Annotated in this window: 21 protein-coding genes and 1 tRNA gene; 12 read left to right on the top strand and 10 right to left on the bottom strand. The window is 67.2% G+C overall.

Features of this window, described 5'->3' with window-relative positions; all coding sequences use genetic code 11:
* Positions 1-653: 653 nt before the first annotated feature.
* Positions 654-726, top strand: a tRNA-Lys gene (locus IBX22_RS20775).
* 390 nt (positions 727-1,116) lie between these two features.
* Entirely contained in the window at positions 1,117-2,085 is a 969-nt protein-coding gene (locus IBX22_RS20770; RefSeq protein WP_194817835.1) for an acyl-ACP desaturase, read from the top strand.
* Positions 2,086-2,201: 116 nt separating this feature from the next.
* On the opposite strand, the gene IBX22_RS20765 is transcribed toward IBX22_RS20770, so the two are convergent.
* Positions 2,202-2,843, bottom strand: a complete 642-nt coding sequence (locus IBX22_RS20765) for a hypothetical protein (RefSeq protein ID WP_228538899.1) — start codon at positions 2,841-2,843, stop codon at positions 2,202-2,204.
* Positions 2,844-3,011: 168 nt separating this feature from the next.
* Between IBX22_RS20765 and dusB the strand changes: the two genes are divergently transcribed.
* The 3 genes from dusB (at position 3,012) to phoU (ending at position 7,478) form a co-directional block, all read left to right on the top strand.
* On the top strand, positions 3,012-4,133 hold the full coding sequence (gene dusB, locus IBX22_RS20760; protein WP_228539236.1) for a tRNA dihydrouridine synthase DusB: 1,122 nt from the start codon (positions 3,012-3,014) through the stop codon (positions 4,131-4,133).
* A gap of 316 nt (positions 4,134-4,449) precedes the next feature.
* Positions 4,450-6,741, top strand: coding sequence for an LCP family protein (locus IBX22_RS20755; RefSeq protein WP_309234710.1), 2,292 nt, complete (start codon positions 4,450-4,452; stop codon positions 6,739-6,741).
* A gap of 68 nt (positions 6,742-6,809) precedes the next feature.
* Positions 6,810-7,478 (top strand): phosphate signaling complex protein PhoU, encoded by a 669-nt coding sequence (gene phoU / locus IBX22_RS20750; RefSeq protein ID WP_194817173.1) that lies wholly within the window; start codon positions 6,810-6,812, stop codon positions 7,476-7,478.
* A gap of 72 nt (positions 7,479-7,550) precedes the next feature.
* Here the strand turns inward: phoU and pstB are convergent, their stop codons facing one another.
* The 7 genes from pstB to IBX22_RS20715 all read right to left on the bottom strand — a co-directional run bounded on the left by pstB (position 7,551) and on the right by IBX22_RS20715 (position 14,449).
* Positions 7,551-8,327 (bottom strand): phosphate ABC transporter ATP-binding protein PstB, encoded by a 777-nt coding sequence (gene pstB, locus IBX22_RS20745; protein ID WP_194817172.1) that lies wholly within the window; start codon positions 8,325-8,327, stop codon positions 7,551-7,553.
* Positions 8,328-8,336: 9 nt separating this feature from the next.
* On the bottom strand, positions 8,337-9,242 hold the full coding sequence (pstA, locus tag IBX22_RS20740; RefSeq protein ID WP_194817171.1) for a phosphate ABC transporter permease PstA: 906 nt from the start codon (positions 9,240-9,242) through the stop codon (positions 8,337-8,339).
* A complete protein-coding gene (pstC, locus tag IBX22_RS20735) occupies positions 9,242-10,246 on the bottom strand; it encodes a phosphate ABC transporter permease subunit PstC (RefSeq protein WP_375540257.1) in 1,005 nt (334 codons plus the stop codon). Before pstC ends, pstA begins: the two co-directional genes overlap by 1 nt.
* A gap of 93 nt (positions 10,247-10,339) precedes the next feature.
* A complete protein-coding gene (pstS, locus tag IBX22_RS20730; protein ID WP_194817169.1) occupies positions 10,340-11,452 on the bottom strand; it encodes a phosphate ABC transporter substrate-binding protein PstS in 1,113 nt (370 codons plus the stop codon).
* Between the two features lie 226 nt (positions 11,453-11,678).
* Entirely contained in the window at positions 11,679-12,614 is a 936-nt protein-coding gene (locus tag IBX22_RS20725) for a hypothetical protein (RefSeq protein ID WP_194817168.1), read from the bottom strand.
* A gap of 76 nt (positions 12,615-12,690) precedes the next feature.
* Positions 12,691-13,581 (bottom strand): mycothiol synthase, encoded by an 891-nt coding sequence (mshD, locus tag IBX22_RS20720; RefSeq protein WP_194817831.1) that lies wholly within the window; start codon positions 13,579-13,581, stop codon positions 12,691-12,693.
* Positions 13,582-13,690: 109 nt separating this feature from the next.
* Positions 13,691-14,449, bottom strand: coding sequence for a response regulator transcription factor (locus tag IBX22_RS20715; RefSeq protein WP_194817167.1), 759 nt, complete (start codon positions 14,447-14,449; stop codon positions 13,691-13,693).
* 191 nt (positions 14,450-14,640) lie between these two features.
* Here IBX22_RS20715 and IBX22_RS20710 point away from each other — a divergent pair, with 191 nt between their 5' ends.
* The 7 genes from IBX22_RS20710 to IBX22_RS20680 all read left to right on the top strand — a co-directional run bounded on the left by IBX22_RS20710 (position 14,641) and on the right by IBX22_RS20680 (position 19,364).
* Positions 14,641-15,456, top strand: coding sequence for an LmeA family phospholipid-binding protein (locus IBX22_RS20710; RefSeq protein ID WP_194817166.1), 816 nt, complete (start codon positions 14,641-14,643; stop codon positions 15,454-15,456).
* Positions 15,453-15,890: a thioredoxin family protein gene (locus tag IBX22_RS20705; RefSeq protein WP_194817165.1), complete on the top strand. Its 438-nt coding sequence runs from the start codon at positions 15,453-15,455 to the stop codon at positions 15,888-15,890. Before IBX22_RS20710 ends, IBX22_RS20705 begins: the two co-directional genes overlap by 4 nt.
* A gap of 349 nt (positions 15,891-16,239) precedes the next feature.
* Entirely contained in the window at positions 16,240-16,722 is a 483-nt protein-coding gene (locus tag IBX22_RS20700; RefSeq protein WP_194817164.1) for a DUF4395 domain-containing protein, read from the top strand.
* Positions 16,723-16,751: 29 nt separating this feature from the next.
* Entirely contained in the window at positions 16,752-17,585 is an 834-nt protein-coding gene (locus tag IBX22_RS20695; protein ID WP_194817163.1) for a sulfurtransferase, read from the top strand.
* Between the two features lie 5 nt (positions 17,586-17,590).
* Positions 17,591-17,896, top strand: a complete 306-nt coding sequence (locus tag IBX22_RS20690; protein WP_194817162.1) for a DUF1416 domain-containing protein — start codon at positions 17,591-17,593, stop codon at positions 17,894-17,896.
* Between the two features lie 180 nt (positions 17,897-18,076).
* Positions 18,077-18,802, top strand: a complete 726-nt coding sequence (locus IBX22_RS20685; RefSeq protein ID WP_194817161.1) for an FABP family protein — start codon at positions 18,077-18,079, stop codon at positions 18,800-18,802.
* 331 nt (positions 18,803-19,133) lie between these two features.
* Positions 19,134-19,364 (top strand): hypothetical protein, encoded by a 231-nt coding sequence (locus IBX22_RS20680; RefSeq protein WP_194817160.1) that lies wholly within the window; start codon positions 19,134-19,136, stop codon positions 19,362-19,364.
* Here the strand turns inward: IBX22_RS20680 and IBX22_RS20675 are convergent.
* Positions 19,330-21,018, bottom strand: coding sequence for an ATP-binding cassette domain-containing protein (locus IBX22_RS20675; protein ID WP_194817159.1), 1,689 nt, complete (start codon positions 21,016-21,018; stop codon positions 19,330-19,332). The genes IBX22_RS20680 and IBX22_RS20675 overlap by 35 nt on opposite strands.
* 190 nt (positions 21,019-21,208) lie before the next feature.
* Positions 21,209-23,110 (bottom strand): thiol reductant ABC exporter subunit CydD, encoded by a 1,902-nt coding sequence (cydD, locus tag IBX22_RS20670; protein ID WP_194817158.1) that lies wholly within the window; start codon positions 23,108-23,110, stop codon positions 21,209-21,211.

The raw sequence follows: 23,110 nt of genomic DNA, 5'->3' as shown, positions 1-23,110 counted from the left end.
TTCCTGCCCGGGTGCGCTGCAGGGGGTGCGCACCCGGGTTCGCCTTCTTCTCGGATCAGCCTCCTGCGGCGTCGCTTGCGACTGGCCGCGATTGGTGCGTACCAGTCGCGACACGTTGGGGCACAACAACGATAAGCCGAATTCCGGACCACCGGCCGCGCCGACGATTCGTCCGGAATTCACCAATGCGTAACGGTACCTGGAATCGACATCCGACACGCGGCAAACTGAAGAGTCAGATAGCCAGGATGCCGAAGTTAGCGTTACAGCAAATGATCCGCAAACCTCAGGGCCGGTGCCGCTGGTGTCCCAATTCGCCAGCGCCGCAGCGCTGTTCATTCGAACCGGCCGACGCGGTCCCCGCCGGCCCGAGCCACGCGCGCCTGCGCCGCGCGTTCCAGCCATCCGCCCCCGGACTTCGTCTCCACACCCCCAACGGCTTCAAAGCCTTTGGTGCACAACATCTTTCGATGATATCCCGGACTTGCGGGAATGAACAAAGCTGGGGGGCAACCAGTTACCGCCAAGATCGTTACGACCGGCCCGGGCGTTACCCCGCACCGTGCGGGCGCCCCGCCGGCCCGCGCCGCAACCGAACCCGACCACTCCCCCGGTTATGGGTTCCGCCCCACGCCTATTACACTGCCCCTCGCGCCCCTATAGCTCAGTTGGTAGAGCTACGGACTTTTAATCCGCAGGTCGTAGGTTCGAGCCCTACTGGGGGCACTCCCGCAGGCGCCCGGTATCCCACCGGGCGCCTGACTCGTTTCCTGGTCCGGACAGCCGATCTCGGCACCGCGAAGCTCTCGCCGCGCCTGCCGGGGAGCCGTCCACAGCACGCGCCACACCCGGCGCGCTAACAACTTCCGGTGCGCGCCGATAGACCACCCGATGCCCGCAAGGCTCGATCCGGTGCCACCGGGGAATTCACCGTGGAGGCATACACTCGGGCTCACGCGGTACGCCGACGATGTCGTATGAGGTGCATCACCGGGCTCGATTTGTCAGGTGTATGCGTTTCGCATCACACCTACGGTGCCGTAAGGTATGGCCGCATCGGCATGGTCTACTCGGGGAAGACCTGCAAGCGTGGACGCACTCATGAAGGGCTATTACATGGCAAGGGATCTGACTCAACTCGAGCTGCTCACGGAGTTGGAGCCGGTTGCCGAAGAAAACGTCAACCGGCACCTCTCCCTGGCAAAGGAATGGCATCCGCACGACTATGTCCCGTGGGATGAAGGCCGCAACTTCGCGGCACTCGGCGGGGTGGATTGGGATCCGGAGCAGTCCCAGCTGAACGAGGTCGCGAAAGCGGCCATGATCACGAATCTGCTCACCGAGGACAACCTTCCGTCCTACCACCGCGAGATCGCCGAGAACTTCTCCATGGACGGCGCCTGGGGCACCTGGGTCGGTCGCTGGACCGCCGAGGAGAACCGGCACGGCATCGTGATGCGCGACTACCTGGTGGTCACCCGCGGCGTCGATCCGGTCGCGCTGGAACAGGCCCGGATGATCCACATGACCAACGGATTCGCCTCCCCCGCCGAGGTCGACGCCGGCTTCCTGTACTCCGTCGCGTACGTGACGTTCCAGGAACTGGCCACCCGGGTCAGCCACCGCAACACCGGCCGGGTCTGTGACGACCCGATCGCCGACCGCATGCTGCAGCGCGTCGCCGCCGACGAGAACCTGCACATGATCTTCTACCGCAACATGTGCGGCGCCGCCCTGGATCTGAGCCCTGACCAGACCATCGAGGCGATCACCCTGATCCTGGAGAACTTCCAGATGCCGGGCGCGGGTATGCCCAACTTCCGCCGCAACGGCGTGCTGATGGCCAAGCACGGCATCTACGACCTGCGCCAGCACCTCGAGGAAGTGGTGCAGCCGGTGCTGAAGAAGTGGAACATCTTCGAGCGCACCGACTTCACCGCACGCGGTGAGGAAGTGCGCGAGCGCCTGGGACTGTTCCTGGAGAAGCTGGCCGGCGACGTCATCAAGTTCGAGGAACAGCGCGACCGCATGCTGGCCCGCGAGGCCAAGAAGCGCGAACTCGTGGAGTCCGGCGCACGGAGCTGAAAAGCCCGCTCCCAGCAACACAATCGAATACGAAACGAGCCGCCCCGGATTCTCCGGGGCGGCTCGTTCGTCAATCCATTAACGCCGCGACGAGGTTATTGCTTCAACCTCGAAGATCACTTCAACGGCAATGCGCCGTCCACGCCACCCACATCGGTGATCTTCCAATCCGACTTCTGGTCCAGAGTCACGTTGTAGGTGACCGTGGTTTGTGCGCCCTCGGGACTCTGCGCATTAGTCGAGGAGACGTTGACGAATACGTTCACCTTGTAGACGCCATTGTCGTCGGAGATCACCTTGGCGGTGATCGGCGTCGCGGTCGAGGTCCACTTCAACGGGACCAGGATCTGTTCGAGTTTCGGCGCGGTCGCATCGAATTTGTTGGCCAGCTGCGGGGTCGTATTGGCTTTCAGCTTGGCGACCCAGGCATTGATGTCCTGATAGTTGACCGTGGCCGCGCCGACCGCGTAATCGGTGGCGATCTGTTCGGCATGCCGATCGTCGGCGGCCTGGGCGTTCTTCTCGTCCAGATCGCCCTTGGCCGAGATCCACAGGAACCCGAATACAGCGGCCAGCACCAAGAAGAGGGTGGCTACAGCACCCATCAGGACCGAGGACACCGGCAGCGACACCGTGGCGCCGGACTGCCGGGCCGGAGCGGGGTGCGCGGCGCCGGAGACGGGCGCGGCTTCCGGGGCCGGGCCGGCGCTGTTCTGCTTGTCCAGCTTCACCGTCTGGTCGGCTTCGTTGTCTGCCATTGGGTCCTCTCCGATGGGTGTTCCGTGCGCAATGTCCCAGGTACAGGCTACTGAGGTCACCTGGGGGCACTTTGGGCCCCCGGGAACCACACCGATGGCATTCGGCCAGGCCGATCACCATTTGAGACACTGGACGGTGTGACTGTGACTGCTGAAGCGGAGACCAAGCTGGCGATCGGGCCGTATCCGGTCGATCCGCCGGTGGTGCTCGCGCCGATGGCGGGCATCACCAATCGAGCGTTCCGCAGGCTGTGCCGCGAGTTCGGCAGCTCCACCTCCATCTACGTGTGCGAGATGATCACCGCCCGCGCGGTGGTGGAACGCAACGAGAAGACGCTGCACATGATGTCCTTCGACGCCGATGAACATCCGCGCTCGATGCAGCTCTACGGCGTCGATCCGGTGACCCTCGGCGAGGCCGTGCGGATCATCGTCGGCGAAGGCTGGGCCGACCACATCGATCTCAATCTGGGTTGCCCGGTCAAGAAGGTGACCCGGCTCGGCGGCGGTTCCGCGCTGCCCTACAAGCGCCGGCTGTTCGCCAACATCGTGCGGGAGATGGTCAAGGCCGCCGAACCCGCCGGTGTCCCAGTGACATTCAAGTTCCGGATCGGCATCGACGACGAGCACCACACCTACCTCGACACCGGCCGGATCGCGGAGGCCGAAGGCGCCGCCGCGGTCGCGCTGCACGCCCGCACCGCCTCACAGCTGTATTCGGGCACCGCGGACTGGTCCGCGATCGCCCGCCTCAAGGAAGCCGTCACCACCATTCCGGTACTCGGCAACGGCGACATCTTCTCCGCCGCGGACGCGCTGCTCATGCGGGATCAGACCGGCTGCGACGGTGTGGTCGTCGGCCGCGGTTGCCTGGGCCGGCCCTGGCTGTTCGCCGAGCTGAGCGCCGCCCTGCGCGGTGAGCCCATCCCGACGGGCCCCACCCTGGGCAAGGTCGGTGAGGTGCTGTACCGGCATACCCGCCTGCTCGTCGAGCACGACGGCGCCGACAAGGCGATGCGCGATATCCGCAAGCACATGGCCTGGTACCTGATGGGCTTCCCGGTCGGCTCCCAGCTGCGCCGCGAGTTCGCCACCGTCTCCAGCCTCACCCAGCTGGAAGACCTGATCGCGCAACTACCGCCCGACATCCCGTTCCCGACCGAGGCCACCGGCCCGCGCGGTAGACAGGGGTCGCCGCAGGCCAAGGTCGCGCTGCCCGAGGGCTGGCTCGACGACCCGGAGGACGACACCGTCCCGACCGCCGCCGACGTCATGCACAGCGGCGGCTGACCGAGCGGTATTGCACTGTCGGGCAGATCACACCTAGGTACCGAATGGGCGGTCTGTCCATCCGGTAGCACTCTGGCCAGGGGTAGTTGTTCCAGCAAACTCGAGCCCGTGGCTACGCCTCAGCATCGGAGATATCACTCGGCCGATCGCTAATATTCAGCAAACGAACGGCGGCGAACCGGGTAACAGCATTGCGGCGTCTTCGATTTCGTACTCGGCTGGCTCGCTGTGGCGGAATCGTTATCATTGGCGGAATCGGTCATGCCGGGTCGAGCTCGACCCGGACGACGGCGAAGACGAAAAGCGAGGTTCGTTGGTGGGTGACGATCGGCACGGGCAAGCGCCACGGCCCGGAGATCGCGCCCCGTGGGAGCGCTATCCCACGGCGGATTACACCGAACGAGACGGCTCCACTACGTCCCGTCGCGCCCGGCACACCGACACGGCGGCCGAATCCGGGTCCGCACCTCTGACGGTTCAGGATCTCGTTCAGAAGGTCGACAACGAACGCGGCGGCCGCCGGCGCCGCGCCGAAGGTGGCGCACGCGCCGCCCGCCGCGCGGAGACCGCACCCGCCCATCCCGCCGAGCGCGCGCACCGCACACCGGAATCCGCGCCCCGATCGACCGGATCCGTCGCACGCCCGGTCGAATCCGCCGGACGCGCCGCCGACCCCGCGCCGCACCCCAGCGCGCGCACACCCCGTCCAGCTTCCTCCGCGCAACGTCCGGACAAGCCCGCAAAGGCCGTGCCCCAGGCCCCGGCCCGGACCCCCGGCAACCCGCCCGCCACACCCGCCGGCGACACCGCGCGGCCCGCCACCTCCCGCCAGCGCGCCGCGGCGCGTCCCTCCGCGGTCGTCGACGACATCGCGGGCACTCCCGCGACCGGTCTGCCCGCACCGAAGCGGAAAGCCCGGCGCCCCGAGCGGCCCGAAGAAGTCACCGACGTGATGGCCCCGCTCGCCGAGGCCGAAAACCCGGAGCCCGCCAAGTCGAAGCGACCCGGCAAGGCAGCCTGGCCCACCACCGGAAAGTCCAAGACCGCACCGAAAACCGCCGCGCCCAAAACAGTTGGCAGCCCGTCCCTGTCCCGGCTGGCCGCGAGCAAGAAGCGGCGCACCCGCCGGCTCCAGACCAGCGGCCGCGTCGGCGCCGCGCTGGTCGCGGTGCTGATCCTGCTGATCACCGGCGGCGGCTGGAGCTATGTGCGTTCGGCCGGCGACAGCTTGACCAAGGTCGCCACCGGCCTCGGCGACAACCCGCACGACGTCGTCAACGCCGACCTGCAACTGGGCGACGAGAACTATCTGATCGTCGGCACCGACACCCGCGCCGGCCTGAACGGCGGGATGGGCGCGGGCACGCTCGACGACGCCGAAGGCGCCCGGGCCGACACGGTCATGCTGGTGCACATTCCCAAGAATCGGAAACGTGTTGTCGCGGTGTCGTTCCCGCGCGACCTGGACGTGACCCGGCCGCAGTGCAACGGCTGGGACAACGACAAGGGCGATTACACCAAGGAGACCTTCCCCTCGGCGATCGGCGACAAGCTCAACGCTGTCTACGCCCTGGCCGGCCCCAAGTGCCTGGTGAACGTGATCCGCAAGATGACGGGTCTGAGCATCGGCCACTTCATCGGCATCGACTTCGCCGGCTTCCAGAGCATGGTCGACACGATCGGCGGCGTCGAGGTCTGCGCACCCAAACCGATCATCGACGGCGTCCTCGGCACCGTGCTGGAGAAGGGGGGCAAGCAGCGGGTCAACGGCGAGACGGCACTGAACTATGTGCGCGCCCGCCACGTCTACGGCGAAGAGCGCAGCGACTACGACCGGATCAGCCGGCAGCAGCGGTTCATGGCATCTCTGCTCCGCGGAGCGATGTCGAGCAAGGTGCTCTTCGATTTCCCCACGCTGAACAAATTCGTCAACGCGTTCAAGGACCACACCTTCGTCGACGGGGTCACCCCGAACGATCTGCTGACGCTGGGCCGTTCGCTGCAGAAGATGGAAGCCGGAGCGGTCACCTTCCTGACCATCCCCACCGCGGGCACCACCTCCTACGGCAACGAGATCCCGCGCGAAACCGATATCAAGGCCATCTTCAGCGCGATCCGGGAAGATCGTCCGCTGCCCGGCGAGAAGACCGCCGAACCCGCGTCTGCCCCGTCGACCCCGGCCACGCCGCCGACCTACACCGCGGTCGATCCCGACACCATCTCGCTGCTGGTCTCCAACGGTTCCGACGTGCAGGGCCGGGCGTTGCAGGTGTCGAACAAGCTCGGCAACCAGGGCTTCAATATCTACAACGTCGCCACCTTCACGGGTGGGTCGCAGACCACCAAAGTCCGGTTCGCCCCGGGTCACGAGGCCGAGGCCGCGACCGTGGCCTCGGCGGTGCCCGGCGCCAGCCTCGAGGCCGACGCCGAACTGGAGGGCATCATCGAGGTGGTCCTCGGTAGGGACTTCACCGGCACCATCCGCACTCCCGTGCCGGTCGGCGACTCGATCACCAACGTGCCGACCACGTCCGCGACGAACGCCACAACCGTGGCGCTGCCCTCGGATCTGGAGCACGTCAACGCGGCCGACGAGACCTGCAAGTAGGGCTTCGGCACCTGCCATTTACCCACTGTTGGTGACGCGGTCAGGGACGAGAACTAATGTTCTGTTCCATGCGTGTCATCTACAACGAGCAAATGGCCGATCTTGCCCACCTGCTGGGCGAGATGGCCGGACTGGCCGGCTCGGCGATGGAGCGGGCCACCCAGTCGCTGCTCCAGGCCGACCTCTCCCTCGCGGAGCAGGTGATCAGCGAAGGCGACCGGATCGCCGACATGATCACAGACGCCGAGGAGCGCGCGTTCGCGCTGCTCGCGCTGCAGGCCCCGGTCGCGGGTGACCTGCGCCAAGTCGTCAGCGCGATCCAGATCGTCAACGACGTGAACCGGATGGGCGCCCTCGCCCTGCACGTCGCCAAGACCACCCGCCGGCGCCATCCCAACCCCGCCCTGCCCGAGTCGGTGCACGGCTACTTCGCCGAAATGGGCCGCATCGCGGTGAACATGGGCGCGGGCGCCAAGGAAGTCCTCGAGACTCGCGATCCCGAGCGCGCCGCCCAGCTCAATCAGGACGACGAAGCGATGGACGACCTGCACAAGCACCTGTTCACCCTGCTGATGGACCGGGACTGGAAGGACGGCGTCGCCGCGGCCGTCGACGTCACCCTGCTGGGCCGCTACTACGAGCGCTTCGCCGACCACGCCGTCGAGATCGGCCGCCGCGTCATCTTCCTGGTCACCGGCGTGCTGCCCCCGGACACCGACCCGGAACCCGTTGTCTGAGAGTCACCTCCACCGACACGACAGAAGGCCCGCACCAGATCCTGGTGCGGGCCTTCGTCATACAGGGAGCTTTTAGCCGAAGCGGCCCGAGATGTAGTCCTCGGTCGCCTTCTTGCCCGGGTTGGAGAAGATCTTCTCGGTGTCGTCGATCTCGACCAGCTTGCCCGGCTTGCCCTGGGCCTCCAGGTTGAAGAAGCCGGTCTGGTCACTCACGCGCGCGGCCTGCTGCATGTTGTGGGTGACGATGACGATGGTGAATTCCTTCTTCAGCTCGGTGATCAGGTCCTCGATCGCCAGCGTGGAGATCGGGTCCAGGGCCGAACAGGGCTCGTCCATGAGCAGCACGTCGGGCGAGACCGCGATGGCGCGGGCGATGCACAGCCGCTGCTGCTGACCGCCGGAGAGGCCGCCGCCCGGCTTGTCCAGACGGTCCTTCACCTCGTTCCACAGGTTCGCACCGCGCAGCGAGCGCTCGGCGACCTCGTCGAGTTCCTTCTTGCCGCGCACGCCCTGCAACTTCAGCCCGGCCACCACATTGTCGCGAATCGACATGGTGGGGAACGGGTTCGGGCGCTGGAACACCATGCCGATGGTGCGGCGCACACCGACCGGGTCGATGGCGGCACCGTAAATATCCTCGCCGTCGAGCGCGACCACGCCCTCGACGCGGGCACTCGGGGTCACCTCGTGCATGCGGTTCAGCGAGCGCAGCACGGTGGACTTACCGCAGCCCGAGGGACCGATGAAGGCGGTCACGCTGCGCGGCAGCACGGTCAGCGAGACATCGGCCACGGCGTGGAACTTGCCGTAGTAGATGTTGAGGTCTTTGACGTCGATCCGCTTGGCCATCAGAGTTTCCTATCGGTTCCGCGTGAGCAGCTTGTTGACGACCGCGGCCGCCGCGTACAGCAGCGCGATGAGCAGGATCAGCGTGAGGGCGGCGCCCCAGACGCGTTCCCGGCCGGCGGCTTCGGGGTTGGCCAGCTCCTGGTAGATCAGCAGCGGCAGCGAAGCCATGTTGCCGTCGAAGAGGTTGGAGTTGATCGACTTGGCGTAGCCGACGAGCACCAGCACCGGCGCGGTCTCACCCATGACGCGGGCGAGCGAAAGCAGGATGCCGGAGATCATGCCGGGCAGCGCGGTCGGCACCACGATCTTGACGACGGTCTTCCACTTCGGAATGCCCAGCGCGTAGGACGCCTCGCGCAGTTCGTCGGGGACGAGTTTGAGCATTTCCTCGGTCGAACGCACCACCACGGGCAGCATCAGCAGCACCATGGCCAGCGACACCGCGAAGGCACTCTGTGGGAAGCCCAGGGTGGCGATCCACAGCGCGAAGATGAACAGCGCGGCCACGATGGACGGCACGCCCGCGAGGATGTCGACCATGAAGGTGGTGACCTTGGCGAGCCGGCCCCGGCCGTATTCGACCAGGTAGATCGCGGCCATCACACCGAGCGGCACCGCGATCACCGCGGCCACCGCGGACTGCACGATGGTGCCGTAGATCGCGTGGTACACACCGCCGCCGGTCTGGTCGGGCAGGATGCCCTTCTGGGAATTGGTCCACCAGGTGGCGGATGCGATCGCGGTGATGCCCTTGCTGATCACCATCCACAGCACCCACACCAGCGGAATCATCGCGATCGCGAAGCAGGCGGCGAAGGCGCCGGTGGCGAGGTTGTTCTTGATCCGGCGGCCGGTGCTCACATGCCGGAACGTCGGCGCCTTGATCGGCTTCTCGAGCGTGGTCGTCGTCGCCATTACTGGTTGACCTTTCCGCCGGCCGCGAGCCGCGCCAGCGCGTTCACCACGAAGGTCAGCGCGAACAGCACGAAGCCCGCCGCGATGTAGGCGCCGGTGGGCAGCGGGGAGCTGAATTCCGAAGCCGCCGAGGCGATCTTGGAGGCGAAGGTGTAGCCGCCGTCGAACAGCGACCACTGCCCGGCCTGCGCGGCGGTACGCAGCACGACCAGGACCGCGATGGTCTCACCGAGCGCGCGGCCCAGGCCGAGCATGGAGCCCGCGATGACACCGGAGCGGCCGTAGGGCAGCACCGTCATCCGGACGACCTCCCACTTGGTGGCGCCCAGCGCCTGCGCGGCCTCGATGTGAGTGACCGGAGTCAGGTTGAAGACCTCACGCGACACCGAGGTGATGATCGGCAGAATCATCACCGCGAGCACCACGCCCGCGACGAAGATGGTGCCGCCGCCGCTGATCGACACGTTGCCGTCGGCGAAGAGCGGGAACCAGCCCAGGTTGTCGTTGAGGAAGGTCTGGACCGGGCCGAGTTGCGGCGCCAGCACCAGGAAGCCCCACAGGCCGAAGACGATCGACGGCACCGCCGCCAGCAGATCGACCAGCATGGCGGCCGGCTTGGCCACCGCCTTCGGCGCGTAGTGGGTCAGGAACAGCGCGATGCCCACGCCGATGGGCACCGCGATCACCAGCGCGAACACCGAGCTCAACACCGTGACCATGAACAGGTCCTTGATGCCGAAGCGCAGGTTGTTCGCATCGGTGGTGGCGAATTCGGTACTGGTGAAGAAGTTCGCCTCGTCCGCCCGGAGTGAAGGGATCGCGCGAATCAGCAGGAACAGCGCGATCAACGCGATGGAAGCGACGATGATCGCGCCCGCCGCGGTGGCGAGAGACCGGAAAACAGTCTCCGCCCGCTGACTGTGGGGCCGACGGACCGCGACAGTCGACTCCGGTTCGGGAGCCTCCTTCGTGAGGTTCACGTCGTCTTGGGGTTCGCTCGGCATATGCGCAGTATCTCCGGCCGCGGCCGGGCCCGTCGAATTCGACGAGCCCGGTGCGGTCACCTCAGGGTGCACGGTCATGACTTTCGGATCAGATCAGGAAATGGCGTTGATCGCGGTGGTCAGGCGGGTCTTGAACTGGTCGGGGATCGGGATGTACCCGTTCTCCTCCAGGCCCTTCTGGCCGTTGCTGGTGGCCGAGGTCAGGAACGCCTTGACCGCCTTGGCGGTGTCCGCGTCGCTGTACTTCGAGCACACGATCTCGTAGGTCGGCATCATGATCGGGTAGGAACCCGCCACGGTCGGCTTGTAGAACGAAGTGGTGTCCAGGATCAGGTCGTTGCCCTCACCCTTGATCTTCACGCCGTCGATGGCCTTGCCTGCGGTCTCCACGGTGAGCTTCACCGGGGTCTTGTCCGCCGAGGTGACGACCTGCGCGACCGAGAGGTTCTGCGCCTTGGCGAAGGACCACTCGTTGTAGGTGACCGAGCCCTTGGTGGCCTTGATGGCGGCCGAGGTGCCCTCGTTGCCCTTCGCGCCTTCGCCGACACCGCCGTTGAAGATCTTGCCCGCGCCCTTGCCCCAGGCGCCCTCGGAAGCAGCGTCGAGGTAGAGCTGGAAGTTGTCGGTGGTGCCCGACTCGTCGGAGCGGGAGATCACGTTGATCTTGTCCGCGGGCAACTTGGCGTTCGGGTTGAGCGCCTTGATCTCCGGGGCATCCCAGGTGGCGATGGCGCCGTTGAAGATCTTGGCGGCGGTCGGGCCGTCCAGCACGAGGTCGGTGACGCCGTCGACGTTGTAGGTGATGGCGACCGGGCCGAACACGACCGGCAGGTTCCAGGCCGGCGACGCGCAGCGTTCCTGCGCCTTGGCCGGCTCTTCCTTCTTCGAGCTCAGCGGGGAGTCGGAGCCACCGAAGTCGGTCTGGTTACCGATGAATTCGTTGACGCCCGCACCGGAGCCGCTGGAGGTGTAGTTGAGGGTGTAGCCGTCGCAGTTGGCCTCGTAGGCGGCCACGAAACGCTCCATGGCGTTCTTCTGCGAGGAGGCGCCACTGGCCTTGAGGGCCTTCTTGCCGCCACACTGCACGTCGCTGTTGGCGGCGGTCCCGTTGCCGGTACCGGTGTTGTCGTCGCTGCCACAGGCGGCGAGCGGCATGGCAACGGCGGCCAGCACTCCGACGAAGGCGCTGCTGCGCTTGAACTTCACTATTCCTCCGGGGAATCGCATCCGAACTCGCCCGGTCCCTCACCGGCCCGGGCGGGTGTTGTGGTGCCGTTCGCGGGGAACTTGCGCACCAGGCAGCTGAGCCACCCATAAGTAACGTAGGGTCACCCGGTTGACAGTCGGCCCGAGCTGGGTGAACGGAAAGTGAACAGCCCGGCGCGATTGCGCACGATGCGGTGTGACGTTTGCCGCAGTGTTACCAGAGGCGCTATTTCGCACGGACGCTATCGAGAATTATGCCCACTTCGTCGAGGGTCATCTGACCCGTGGTGTTCCGGTCCGATTCGATGGCAAGCACCAGCGTCTCACCTTTCGGCCCCTCGAAGGCGAGGCTGTAGACGGCGTAGCCGTCGGTCGTACATCCAGGTGCTGAGGGCTGCCATGGGCCGGTGCCGAGCACGAATCGAGCGGCAAGGCCGGCGCGGGTGGTTCTGGAATTCGGCTGGGTGTAGTTGCGGTCGCCCGAGTTCGAGTTCGAATATCCGGTCTCGGCGGCGATCTCCGCCACCCGCTGGGCGGCCGCCGTGAGGTCGGAGAGCTCCGACCGGACAACGAAACTCAGCGTCCGGTAGGCCGACCCGGGGCAATACTTCGCACCCTCGCCCGCCTGGCCGTATGCGGTCAGGCCGCCGTGTGAGCTGGGACCGGCGCCCGCGGACCACCCGGACGGCACCTCATAGGCGATGCCGAGTGCCGGGACCTCGATGGTCTTGAAGCCGGGCTGCGCTACGACGGCGGGCGTGGTCTGGGTGACTGTCGTAGTCGCCGCGACCTGGTTGGACGACGAATCGCTACCACCGAGTGCGACCGCGGCGATGCCCGCGCCGACCAGGGCCACGACCGCCAGCACGATGCCGACGATCAAACCCGCCTGATTGCTTCGCGGGGGTGGCGGATATCCCGGAAACGGCTGCTGAGCAGGGTAGTAAGGCTGCTGCGGCACCTGCTGCGGGTAGCCGGGCCACTGCCCGCCGGGGCCGGGGACCTGATATCCGGGCGGTGCCTCGGGAGGCGGATAACTGGGCTGCTGGGTAGTGGGGGCGGTCTGCCACCAGGGCGCCGGTTCCTCCGTTTCCGGGAACACCCGGGTCTGCTGCGGATCCGGTGGCGACTGGCCGTCCGGCCCGGTTGCCTTGTCTGTCACGCTCTTTGCCCCCTCATCCCCGCTCGGTACCGGGCTCCATCTTGCTGGCCGGAGGTGGACGAGCGCTAGTCGAGGATCAGGAGGCGGCGTAGGCGGCGTCGATGTGCGCCGGGGCGAAACCGAGTTTGGTGTAGGTGTTCACGGCGGCGGTGTTGTCGGCCTCGGTGTAGAGCAGGACCTCGCCGAGCTCGCGTTCCCGCAGGTAGTGCAGACCCGCGAGGGTGAGCAGCCGGCCGAGGCCGCGACCCTGGGCGGCGGGATCGATGCCGACGACGTAGACCTCACCGATAGCGGGATCCTCGTCGAGGTGCACCTTGGTCCAGTGGAAGCCGAGGATGCGGGCCGGATCCGCCGGGTCGGCCGCGATGAACAGGCCCTTCGGGTCGAACCAGTCGGCGTCGCGGCGGATCTCGATGTCGCGTTCGGTCCAGCCGCCCTGCTCCGGATGCCAGGAGAAAGCGGCGGCGTTGACGCGCAGCAATTCGGCGTCGTCGGCGGGGCCGGCATAGGTGCGCAGGACGATGCCGTCCGGGACGGCAAGTTCCGGTAGCTCCGGTGTAGCCAGCGGGCGGCGCATCTGCCAGAGTTCGCGCGCTGTCACCAAACCCAGCCGGGCCGCGACGGCCTTGGCGGCCGGGCGGTCGCCGTGTGCCCAGACCCGGGCGCCGGGGCCGCCTTCGGCCAGTACCGCGGACACCAATTCGGCGCCGATGCCCTGACCACGGAACTCCGGATCCACCGCGACCTCGGCCATGGCGGAGTGCTCGCCGTGCGCGGGAACGAGATTCGCGTAACCGGCGACCGCTCCGGCCCGCCGGACGAACAGATGCCGGGCCGGAGCGTCGGCGGTGAGCGACAGCACGGCCTGCTCGGAGATCGGCGCCACGCCGTCCGCGGCGGTCGCGCGCGCGAGCACGCCCCGCACCTCCGGGACGAGATCCTCGGGCAGCCGCTCCACCCACTCCAGCGCAGCCTCGTTCACGGCCGTACCCCTTTCGCGTTCGCGCGCCACCGAGCGTGCACGCCTGATGTCCTACAGCACCGCACACGCTCGCGGCATTCCGGCGCGGAGCGAGTTACGGGAAGGAATTCTTGACCGGACTCAGCGGCGCGTCGTCGCCGTCGATGTCCTCGTCCGGGAACACCTGCTCGCCCTTGCTGGCCGCACGCGACGGGCGCACCGCCTTGTAGCCGACGTTGCGCACGGTGCCGATCAGCGATTCGTATTCGCTGCCGAGCTTGGCGCGCAGGCGCCGGACGTGCACGTCGACGGTGCGGGTGCCGCCGAAGAAGTCGTAGCCCCAGACCTCCTGCAGCAGCTGGGCGCGGGTGAAGACCCGGCCCGCGTGCTGCGCGAGGTACTTGAGCAGCTCGAATTCCTTGTAGGTCAGATCGAGTGGGCGACCGCGCAGCCGCGCGGTGTAAGTGCCCTCGTCGATCACCAGCTCACCCAGGGTGATCTTGCCGGTGTTCTCCGGGCTCGCCACGCCGCCGTTGCGCCCGACCAGCAGACGCAGGCGGGCATCGAGTTCGGCGGGACCGGTCCCGGGCAGCAGGATGTCGTCCAGGCCCCAGTCGGCGTTCACGGCTACCAGCCCACCTTCGGTGAGCACGGCGACCACGGGCACCGACGAACCGGTGCTTCCCAGCAAACGGCACAGACCGCGGGCCGCGGCCAGGTCCGTCCGCGCGTCGACGAGCGCGACATCGGCCGTGCCCGCCTCCAGTAGTGACGCCACCTCGGTCGGTGCCGGCCGCACATTGTGCGCAAGCAGCGCCAAGGAGGGCAGGACCGACTCGGGGTTGGGGTCGGAGGTCAGCAGGAGCAGCTCCACAAGCCCTCCTCCCATCTCATAGCCATGGCTACGCAAGTCACCAGCAACACTGCTGTTGGCCACGTCGCTGATCGCAGGTAATCGGATGCAAGATTAGCGCGTGAACCCCCGAGACCACGCGATGCGGTGACCGTTATGCCAGGAACGACACAGTTCATCCGGCAAACCCGCCGCCCGATAGGGTTTCTGTCATGCGCAAGCTGATCATCGGGTTGCTGGTACTCGCCGGGCTGGCCGTGGTTGTCGACTTCACGGCCGCCGCCTATTCGGAGTACCGCGTGTCCCGCGCGCTGCGCGCCGGCGCCGACCTCACCGCCGATCCGGAGGTGACGATCCACGGCTTCCCGTTCCTCGGCCAAGCCCTCGACGGCGAGTACGAGAACGTGGACATCCGGGCGCGCTACATGCGGCCCGATATTCCCGGTGAGATCTCGGTCGAGGCGAACCTGCGCGACGCGCGCCTGCCGTTCCGGGATCTGGCCGACGGCAATGTGCGCAACGTCCCGGTGAGCCGGGTCACCGCGTTGATGCGGGTGGAGCCGGTCGAGCTCGGCCGGCTCTTCAAAATCCCTGACCTGCAAGTTCATTCGCGCCCGGCGGATAAATCCGACGGCACCGGCGGGTCCGGCGGAACGGGGATGACCACGGCGGGCGCGCTGGTGCTCACCGGCACGCTGCCGACGAGTTTCAACCTCACCGATGTGTACGGCAAGCCGCTCGGCGGCCAGAACGTGAAGGTGAAGGCCGACCTCTTGCTCGACGGCGATCAGGTGAAGATCCTCGCCACCGGTTTCTATGTCGAGAAGAGCTCCGACCCGAACCCGGCCGCGCGCATCCCGGAGACCGGCCAGGCGGTGGTGCTGGAACGTTTCACCCACACCATCAACACCAAGGAACTGCCCTTCGGTCTGGAGCCGAAGCGGGTGTACGCGCTCGGCGGGCAGATCGTGGTCGAGGGTGAAGCCGAGAACGTCGTCCTCGATCTGGATCGGTTGCAGCAGCCATGACCGAAATCACAATTCTGATCGTCGTACTCCTGGCCGCGATAGTGGTCGGAGTGTTGTGGCGGCGCCGCGAAGGCAAGGTGCGCGACACCGCGGCGCCCGCCGCGGATACCCCGACGCGCGCGGAGTTGCTCTCCGCCACCGGCTTTACCGGCTCGGGTCCGCTGGTGCTGCACTTCTCGGCCGACTGGTGCGGACCATGCGTGGCGGTGCGGCGGGTAGTCGCCACGGTCGCAGGGGAATTGGCCGAGACGGCCCGGCCGCCGCAGGACATCGAGGTCGATATCGACGCCGAACCGGTGCTGGCGCGGGAGTTGAACGTGCTGTCGCTACCGACCACATTCCTCTTCGACGCCGAGGGCAAGGAGCGCTTCCGCATCTCCGGCGTACCCAAGGCCGCGGACCTGCGCACCGCCCTGGCTCCGCTGACCGTTTGAAAATTTTTGTGGCGCTGCGGGTTTCCCACCGGAAAATCACCCTTCCGAGCCCGGAAAATCCGGGTACGTGCCCGCACTCGGACAAGTGTGACGAACCCCGGGTCCAATTCTCCGGAAGAACCGGGTAAACTCGCTCTCGTGCAAACCAACCACGAGCTGATGCTCACCCGACGCCGCACAGTAGACCTGTGCCGCCTCGGTGGTTGTTGCTGCCTGTGTGCCTGATCGGTCGGCCTCCCCAATTTCCTGACGCCGACCTGTTGTCTCTGCCGCGCGAGTGATCTTCGGATCCCCGGCCAATTGGCAACGTCCCCGCTAATCAGACATATTCAGCGCAGGAGTATCTCCAATGCCTTTCGACACCCGTACAGCCATACCTCCCGACAGCGTCGACGTCCGTGGCCCGCGTTTCGCGGCCTGGATCACCAGCGCCGTGCTCGTGCTGGTCCTGGTTCTCGCTGTCGTCTCCCCCGCCGCTGCCGCGGTATTGATCGCACTGCAGGCAGTCGTGTTCGCGCTCGGCGCTTTGAACGGCCCGCGGCGCTCCCCCTACGGCCGGATCTACGCGGCGGTCATCGCGCCCCGCAACGGTCCGGTAACCGAAACCGAACCCGTGGCTCCGCTGCGGTTCGCGCAATTGCTCGGCCTGGTCTTCAGTGCCGTCAGCCTGCTGGGATTCCTGGCCGGCTCCACCGCGGTCGGCGGGGTGTTCGCCGGCTTCGCCCTGTTCGCCGCGTTCTTGAACGCGGCGTTCGGGATCTGCCTGGGCTGCCAGATCTACCCCTTGGCCGCCCGTCTCCGCCGGACCACCCCGTCCCCGGCACCGAACTGACCATCACAAGTCTTTCTGAAAGGAACAACATGGCTCGCTCCGATGTCCTGGTCTCCGTTGACTGGGCCGAAGAGAACCTCAACACCCCCGGCGTCGTTTTCGTCGAGGTCGACGAGGACACCTCCGCTTACGACGGTGGCCACATCGAGGGCGCCGTGCGCCTCGACTGGAAGAACGACCTGCAGGACCAGGTTCGCCGCGATTTCGTGAACCAGGAGCAGTTCTCCGATCTGCTCTCCACCCGCGGCATCGCCAACGACGACACGGTCGTGCTCTACGGCGGCAACAACAACTGGTTCGCGGCCTACGCCTACTGGTACTTCAAGCTCTACGGCCACAACGACGTCAAGCTGCTCGACGGCGGCCGCAAGAAGTGGGAGCTCGACGGTCGTCCGCTCTCGCGCGACGCAGTCAACCGCCCGGTCACCACCTACAAGGCCGCCGCGCCCGACATCACGATCCGCGCCTTCCGTGACGAGGTCATCGCGGCCATCGGCACCAAGAACCTGGTCGACGTGCGCAGCCCCGACGAGTTCTCCGGCAAGATCCTGGCGCCCGCGCACCTGCCGCAGGAGCAGAGCCAGCGTCCCGGCCACATCCCCGGCGCCATCAACGTGCCGTGGAGCAAGGCCGCGAACGAGGACGGCACCTTCAAGTCCGACTCCGACCTCGCCGAGCTGTACAAGGAAGCGGGCCTGGACGGCGAGAAGGAAACCATCGCCTACTGCCGGATCGGCGAGCGTTCCTCGCACACCTGGTTCGTGCTGCAGGAGCTGCTCGGCCACAGCAATGTCAAGAACTACGACGGGAGCTGGACCGAGTACGGCTCCCTCGTCGGTGCACCGATCGAGTTGGGAGCGTAATCAATATGTGTGCAGCACCTACCCAGGGTCAGGCCATTCCCGCGGGCGTCGATGTGGAGAAGGAAACGGTCATCACCGGCCGCGTTCTGAGCACCGACGGCCAGCCGGTGGGCGGCGCGTTCGTGCGCCTGCTCGACGGCAACGGTGACTTCACCGCCGAGGTCGTTGCCTCGGGCACCGGTGATTTCCGGTTCTTCGCGGCTCCGGGCGCGTGGACCGTGCGGGCGCTTTCCTCGGCCGGTAACGGCTCTGCCGAGGTCCGCCCCGAGGGCACCGGCATCCACGAGGTGGAAGTCGCCGTCGCGCGCTAGTCACCCTGTTCTACGTCTGCGGCCCCGGAGGTTTCGAACCTCCGGGGCCGTTGCTTTGCCCGGCGCGAGGAGTCGTTAGACTCGCACTGTGGTCCTCCTCTTCGAAGTTCTGCTGGTCCTCTGCTCGGTGCTGATCGCCTGGTTCGGCATTTACGTCGCCTACCGGCTGTTCACCGAGTCATGAGTGATCTCGCGAGCGAAGGTTCCGAACCGGCCGAGCGAGCGAGCGAGCATATGAACGAAAACGGTCAGCCCGCCGCGGCGGGTGATGACGTAGTAGAAACACGCCGCAGTGGCGATCAAGCGGTCGCCGAGGCGGCCGAGCGCGCCAAGTCCACGGCCGGCCGCAACATCCCGATCCTGCCGGATCTGCCGCTGCCCGAGGACACCGCGAACCTGCGCCTGGGTCCCGACCTGAGCTCCTCCATGCTGGCGCTGCTGCCCATGGTCGGCGTGTGGCGTGGTGAGGGCGAAGGCAACTCCGCCGAACGCGGCGACTATCGCTTCGGTCAGCAGATCATCGTCGCCCACGACGGCGGCGACTACCTGTCCTGGGAATCCCGCTCCTGGGTGCTCGACTCCGAAGGCGCCTACAGCGGTCCGGACCTGCGCGAGAGCGGTTTCTGGCGGGTCGGCACCGATGGCGACGACGAGGTCATCGAACTGCTCCTGTCCCATTCCAGCGGCATCGTGGAGCTCTTCTACGGCACGGCGCTGACCCAGTCTTCCTGGGAGCTGGCCACCGATGTGGTGATCCGCTCGCAGTCCGGCATTGTCGTCGGGGGCGCCAAACGCCTGTACGGCATCGTCGAAGGTGGCGACCTGGCTTACGTCGAGGAGCGCGTCGTGGCCGACGGTCCGCTCGAGCCGCGCCTGTCGGCTCGTCTTCAGCGCTACATCGGCTGATCTCTCCCCAGACCTCCCCAGCTGTACCTTTCCCAAGAAATGGGACGACCCCCGAGCCATACCGGTGCGGATTGCTCCTGCACGGGTCCCGGTCGGACAAGACCGGGGGCTCGGGGGCCGGGTGACTGCCTGGAATTTCGCCAGCGCTCGCGCGGGGAATCCACCAGCAGCGGTGGCGCTAGCGGACAGCCACCTCACGCGTCCGTTGGAAATACATTTCTCGAACCACCTCCTTCCTTGTGTACCGATGAAGTTAGTGGAATCCTCCTTGCCCGGCAACGGAATTAATTCAGGTCCCTGACCTGCGGCGATCCGGAGCTACGATGATTCGATGAGCGAGCCGACCACCATCACCGGGCGCATCAATGCGGAAGCCCTCGCGCTGCTCGATCGGAATCCCGCCGGTCTGCGGTGGTCCGAGCTGATCGCGCAACTGGAGGCCACCGATCCGAGCTGGCATCCGAAGACCGTCAACGGGTGCGTGTGGAAGCTTGTGGAGAACTTCCCCGACCAGGTGTACAAACCGGCTAAAGGGCTGTTCCAGCTACTGAAGTACCGCTGATTACGCGAACCTGCCCGGCGGCGTCGACGTGGACGACGGCGTCGGCCTCGTGCTCCCCCGGGAGTTGGTGGGTGACAACGACAACCGTGCGTTCGGGTTCGACCAGGCCGGAGGCGGGGTCGAGGAGATCGCGCAGGAGTTGTTCGCCCGCTTCGGCTTCCACGTGCTCGGTGGGTTCGTCCAGGAGCAACGCCTGGGCCGGGGAGATCAGGGCGCGGGCCAGCAGGATGCGGCGGCGCTGACCGCCGGAGACCGCGGCCGCGCCACCGATCAGGTCGGTGTGCAGGCCGTCGGGCAGTGACTCCAGCCAGTCACCCAGACCGACTGCGCGCAGGGCCTTCTCGGCTTCCGCTTCCGTGACATCGCCGCGGGCGACGCGCAGGTTCTCCAGGACAGTGGTGCCGAAGAGATGGGCGTCCTCGGCGAAGAACGTGACCCCGGGCCGCGGGGTGTCGAACAAGCCCGCCCAGTGCATCAGCAAGGTGGTCTTGCCCGAACCGCTGGGTCCGACTACCGCGATGCGACGACCCTCCGGCAGCTCCGGCAGGTCCATTCGCGGCACGGCGGATTCGCCGTTCTCGAACTGGGTGATCCGGCGCAGCGCCGCACGCCCATTGGTGAGTGCCTGCGCTGCGGCCGGGAGGACGCCGACGGCTTCGAAAGCCGATAGCGGCACCAGCACGAGCACGGTCAACGCCATGGGCGAGATGCCGCCGGGCGCGATGGTCTGGAAACCGGCCGTGGGTGCGCCGGAACCCGTGCCGTACAGCACGATTCCGATGAGTAGCGCGCCGAGGACGGTCACGCCGATGGACAGCGGGATCGCCGCGGCCGCCCACGCACTGCGCGAGGCGGCCCGATCCTCCGCCGCCACCGCCCGCTGCCCGGCGGCGGAGGCGGCTGCCAGCGCCGCGTCCAGTCGCCCGGCGACGCGCAGTTCCGGCGCGTGATCCAGCACGGTGAGCGACGCGGCCGTGAACTCTGTCCGGTCGGTGCGCACCGCCAGCTCGGCCTCCCGCGCCGCCCGAGCCGAAAGCCACGGCGCGACAATGCCCGCCACCGCCAGCGCCGCCGCGAGGATCAGCGCGGCAGGCACCGATATCGGCAGCAGCAAACCGACCCCGAAGAGTCCGAGAATCACCGCCACGGCGATGGGCACGAACGCCCGCACCACCACCGCCCCGAGATCGTCGATGTCCCCCAGCACCCGGCCGAGTAGCTCGCCCCGGCGCAGATCAGACGAATCGCCCTTCCGCACAACGCCTTCCGAACCGGCCACCGCGGTCGCACCGACGGTCGCGCCCACAGCCGAACTACGCCGCGGCCGCCAAATATCAGCTGCCGCCAACGCTCGATACGTAGTCGTGCGAGCGGTATTCATGGCCCGCAGCGCCATATCATGGGTGGCGAGTCGTTCCAGATACCGACAGAGCCCGCGCGAAATGCCGAGCGCGCGAACGGTTACGACAGCAATGGTCAAATCCAGCACCGGCGGCATCTGCCACGCCCGCGCGATCAGCCAGGCAGCCAGCGCCGCCAACCCCAGCCCACTACCGAGCGCCAGCGTCCCCCAGCCGATAGACACAGCCATCCGCCACCGCGACAGCTCCAGCAGTTCCCGAATCCGGCGAAAGTCGGCAAACAAGGCCTTCATCGCAAAGCCACCTCGGAATCAGTCCCGCGCAGCGCCAACCGGCTTGTGCCGCCGATCGGCTCGGAATCCGTTGCCCGGCCCGAGGTTGCGCAACCACGCACCCCGAGCCCCCGGTTAGTAGCGATCAGCGGACACGGGCGGCGGCCGACGATCACCCCGGCCGACCGGAAGTCGGCGAATAGGGCTCGCATCACACCACCACCTCGGCTGTGCCCACCCGGTCCCCTGCGGCGACCTTCTCAGGATCGAAATCCGCGATCGACGTAGCGGCCCGCACGCGAACGACGTGATCGCCGATCGCGAGCACGCTCGGGCGGTGGCCGACGATTACCACGGTGGCACCGGCGCGGGCGCGGGCTGCCAGGGCGGCGAGAACTGTTGTCTCGCTGGTGTCGTCGAGGTGGGCGGTGGGCTCGTCGAGCAGCAGCACCTGGCGGGGTGCGGCGAGAGTTCTGGTGAGGGCGAGGCGTTGACGTTGGCCCAGAGACAGGCCGGTGCCACCGTTTCCGACGGTGGTCTCCCAGCGGTCGGGCAGGCTGTTGAGGACGGCGTCGAATCCGGTTGCGGCGCAGGCTGCGTCCACCTGGTCCGGGCCGGCCGGTGCGCCGAGGAGCTTGAGGTTGTCGCGCAGGGTGCCGGGCACCAGGACCGGGCGCTGTGGCAGCCACGCTACTTGCGACCACCACCAGTCGGGATCGAGTTCGCGGACATCGGTGCCGTCGACAGTCACCGAACCGCTGTCCGGCGTGATCAAGCCCAGGATCGCCTGCACCGCAGTCGATTTCCCGCTGCCGTTCGGGCCGGCGAGCACAGTGATCGCGCCTGGGCGGAACACCGCCGACAGGCCCGACGGGGCCATGCCGTCGCGAGCCCGTACGCCGAGGTTTCGAACTTCGACGCGGCCAGCCCCGTCGCCCCGTCGCATATTCGGCCGCGACTCAGGCGGTACTGCTGCGTCCCAGCCAAAAGCACTCCCGGACGACAGGGAGGGTTCATGCTGCGACGACGAGGCGGGTATCTGCTGCGACGACGAGGCAGACGCCTGCGGGGACGACGGGACGGATGCGTGCGGAGACGACGTTTTGGGTGTCTGCGGGGACGACGGGTCCAATACCGCGAATGCCTTGTCGGCGGCGGCTATTCCGTCTTGTGCGGCGTGGAATCGCTCCCCCACCATGCGCAGTGGCAGGTAGACCTCCGGCGCGAGGATCAGCGCGACCAGGCCCGCGTACAGGCCCATGTTGCCGAAAACCAGTCGCATGCCGATGGATACGGCGATCAGGGCGACGGACAGGGTGGCGAGCATTTCCAGCACCATCGAGGACAGGAAGGCGATGCGCAGGGCCGACATGGTGCGCTTGTGCAGTGCGTCGCCGAGGTTGCGGACGCGGCCCGCCATGCTGGTGCGTGACGAGTCCGGGTGCGCATCGGGGCCGCTCTCGCGGCCGAGGGCGCGCAGGGTCGGCATGCCCGCGAAGAGGTCCAGGAGTTGATCCGACAGCCGGGTGGTGGCCGTCAGGGTGTCCTGGGCCTTGCCCTGGGTGAGCAGCCCGATCAGGATCATGAAGATCGGGATGAGCGGCAGGGTCACCAGGACGATGCCGCCGGAGATCAGATCGTGAAAGGCGATGACAGCCAAGACGATCGGCGGCACCAGCATCGAAAGCAGCAGGGCGGGCAGGTATCCGGCGAGGTAGGCGCGCAGGCCGCTCAGTCCGGAGGCCGCCACGACCGCCAATTCCGTTCGCCGCGTCTCCAATTCACGCGGCGGGAGCTGGGCTCCGGCGGCCACCACGGCCGTCTCCAGCTCCGCCACCACCTGCGCTCCGGCGCGGTGCGCCAGCCGGGATTGCCACCAGGTGGCGGCGGCCCGGCACCCCACGGCGATCGCGAGGATGACCAGTTCGGTTGTCCACGAGCCGATCTCACGCCGGGACGGGTCGGTGATCACACCGGCCAGCACCCGCGCCAGGGCCAGGGCCGCGGTCACGATGCAGATCGTGACCGCCAGCGACAACGCCACGCTCAGAACGAGATACCTGCGTGCCGAGTGGGCGTGCCGCCACAGGCGCGGGTCGACCGGTCGAGCCAT

Origin of the sequence: Nocardia sp. XZ_19_385, assembly GCF_015355755.1 — a bacterium.
Classification (GTDB): Bacteria; Actinomycetota; Actinomycetes; order Mycobacteriales; family Mycobacteriaceae; genus Nocardia.
The sequence above is the reverse complement of the archived record's forward strand: the minus strand, read 5'-3'. Positions and strand labels throughout refer to the sequence as shown.

What these genes read in the sequence shown, in the direction of transcription:
- IBX22_RS20770 (WP_194817835.1), top strand. Translation starts at nt 1,117, where the DNA reads ATGGCAAGGGATCTGACTCAACTCGAGCTGCTCACGGAGTTGGAGCCG.
- IBX22_RS20765 (WP_228538899.1), bottom strand. Translation starts at nt 2,843, where the DNA reads ATGGCAGACAACGAAGCCGACCAGACGGTGAAGCTGGACAAGCAGAAC.
- phoU (WP_194817173.1), top strand. Translation starts at nt 6,810, where the DNA reads ATGCGTGTCATCTACAACGAGCAAATGGCCGATCTTGCCCACCTGCTG.
- pstB (WP_194817172.1), bottom strand. Translation starts at nt 8,327, where the DNA reads ATGGCCAAGCGGATCGACGTCAAAGACCTCAACATCTACTACGGCAAG.
- pstA (WP_194817171.1), bottom strand. Translation starts at nt 9,242, where the DNA reads ATGGCGACGACGACCACGCTCGAGAAGCCGATCAAGGCGCCGACGTTC.
- pstC (WP_375540257.1), bottom strand. Translation starts at nt 10,246, where the DNA reads ATGCCGAGCGAACCCCAAGACGACGTGAACCTCACGAAGGAGGCTCCC.
- IBX22_RS20710 (WP_194817166.1), top strand. Translation starts at nt 14,641, where the DNA reads ATGCGCAAGCTGATCATCGGGTTGCTGGTACTCGCCGGGCTGGCCGTG.
- IBX22_RS20705 (WP_194817165.1), top strand. Translation starts at nt 15,453, where the DNA reads ATGACCGAAATCACAATTCTGATCGTCGTACTCCTGGCCGCGATAGTG.
- IBX22_RS20700 (WP_194817164.1), top strand. Translation starts at nt 16,240, where the DNA reads ATGCCTTTCGACACCCGTACAGCCATACCTCCCGACAGCGTCGACGTC.
- IBX22_RS20695 (WP_194817163.1), top strand. Translation starts at nt 16,752, where the DNA reads ATGGCTCGCTCCGATGTCCTGGTCTCCGTTGACTGGGCCGAAGAGAAC.
- IBX22_RS20690 (WP_194817162.1), top strand. Translation starts at nt 17,591, where the DNA reads ATGTGTGCAGCACCTACCCAGGGTCAGGCCATTCCCGCGGGCGTCGAT.
- IBX22_RS20685 (WP_194817161.1), top strand. Translation starts at nt 18,077, where the DNA reads ATGAGTGATCTCGCGAGCGAAGGTTCCGAACCGGCCGAGCGAGCGAGC.
- IBX22_RS20680 (WP_194817160.1), top strand. Translation starts at nt 19,134, where the DNA reads ATGAGCGAGCCGACCACCATCACCGGGCGCATCAATGCGGAAGCCCTC.
- IBX22_RS20675 (WP_194817159.1), bottom strand. Translation starts at nt 21,018, where the DNA reads ATGAAGGCCTTGTTTGCCGACTTTCGCCGGATTCGGGAACTGCTGGAG.
- cydD (WP_194817158.1), bottom strand. Translation starts at nt 23,110, where the DNA reads ATGGCTCGACCGGTCGACCCGCGCCTGTGGCGGCACGCCCACTCGGCA.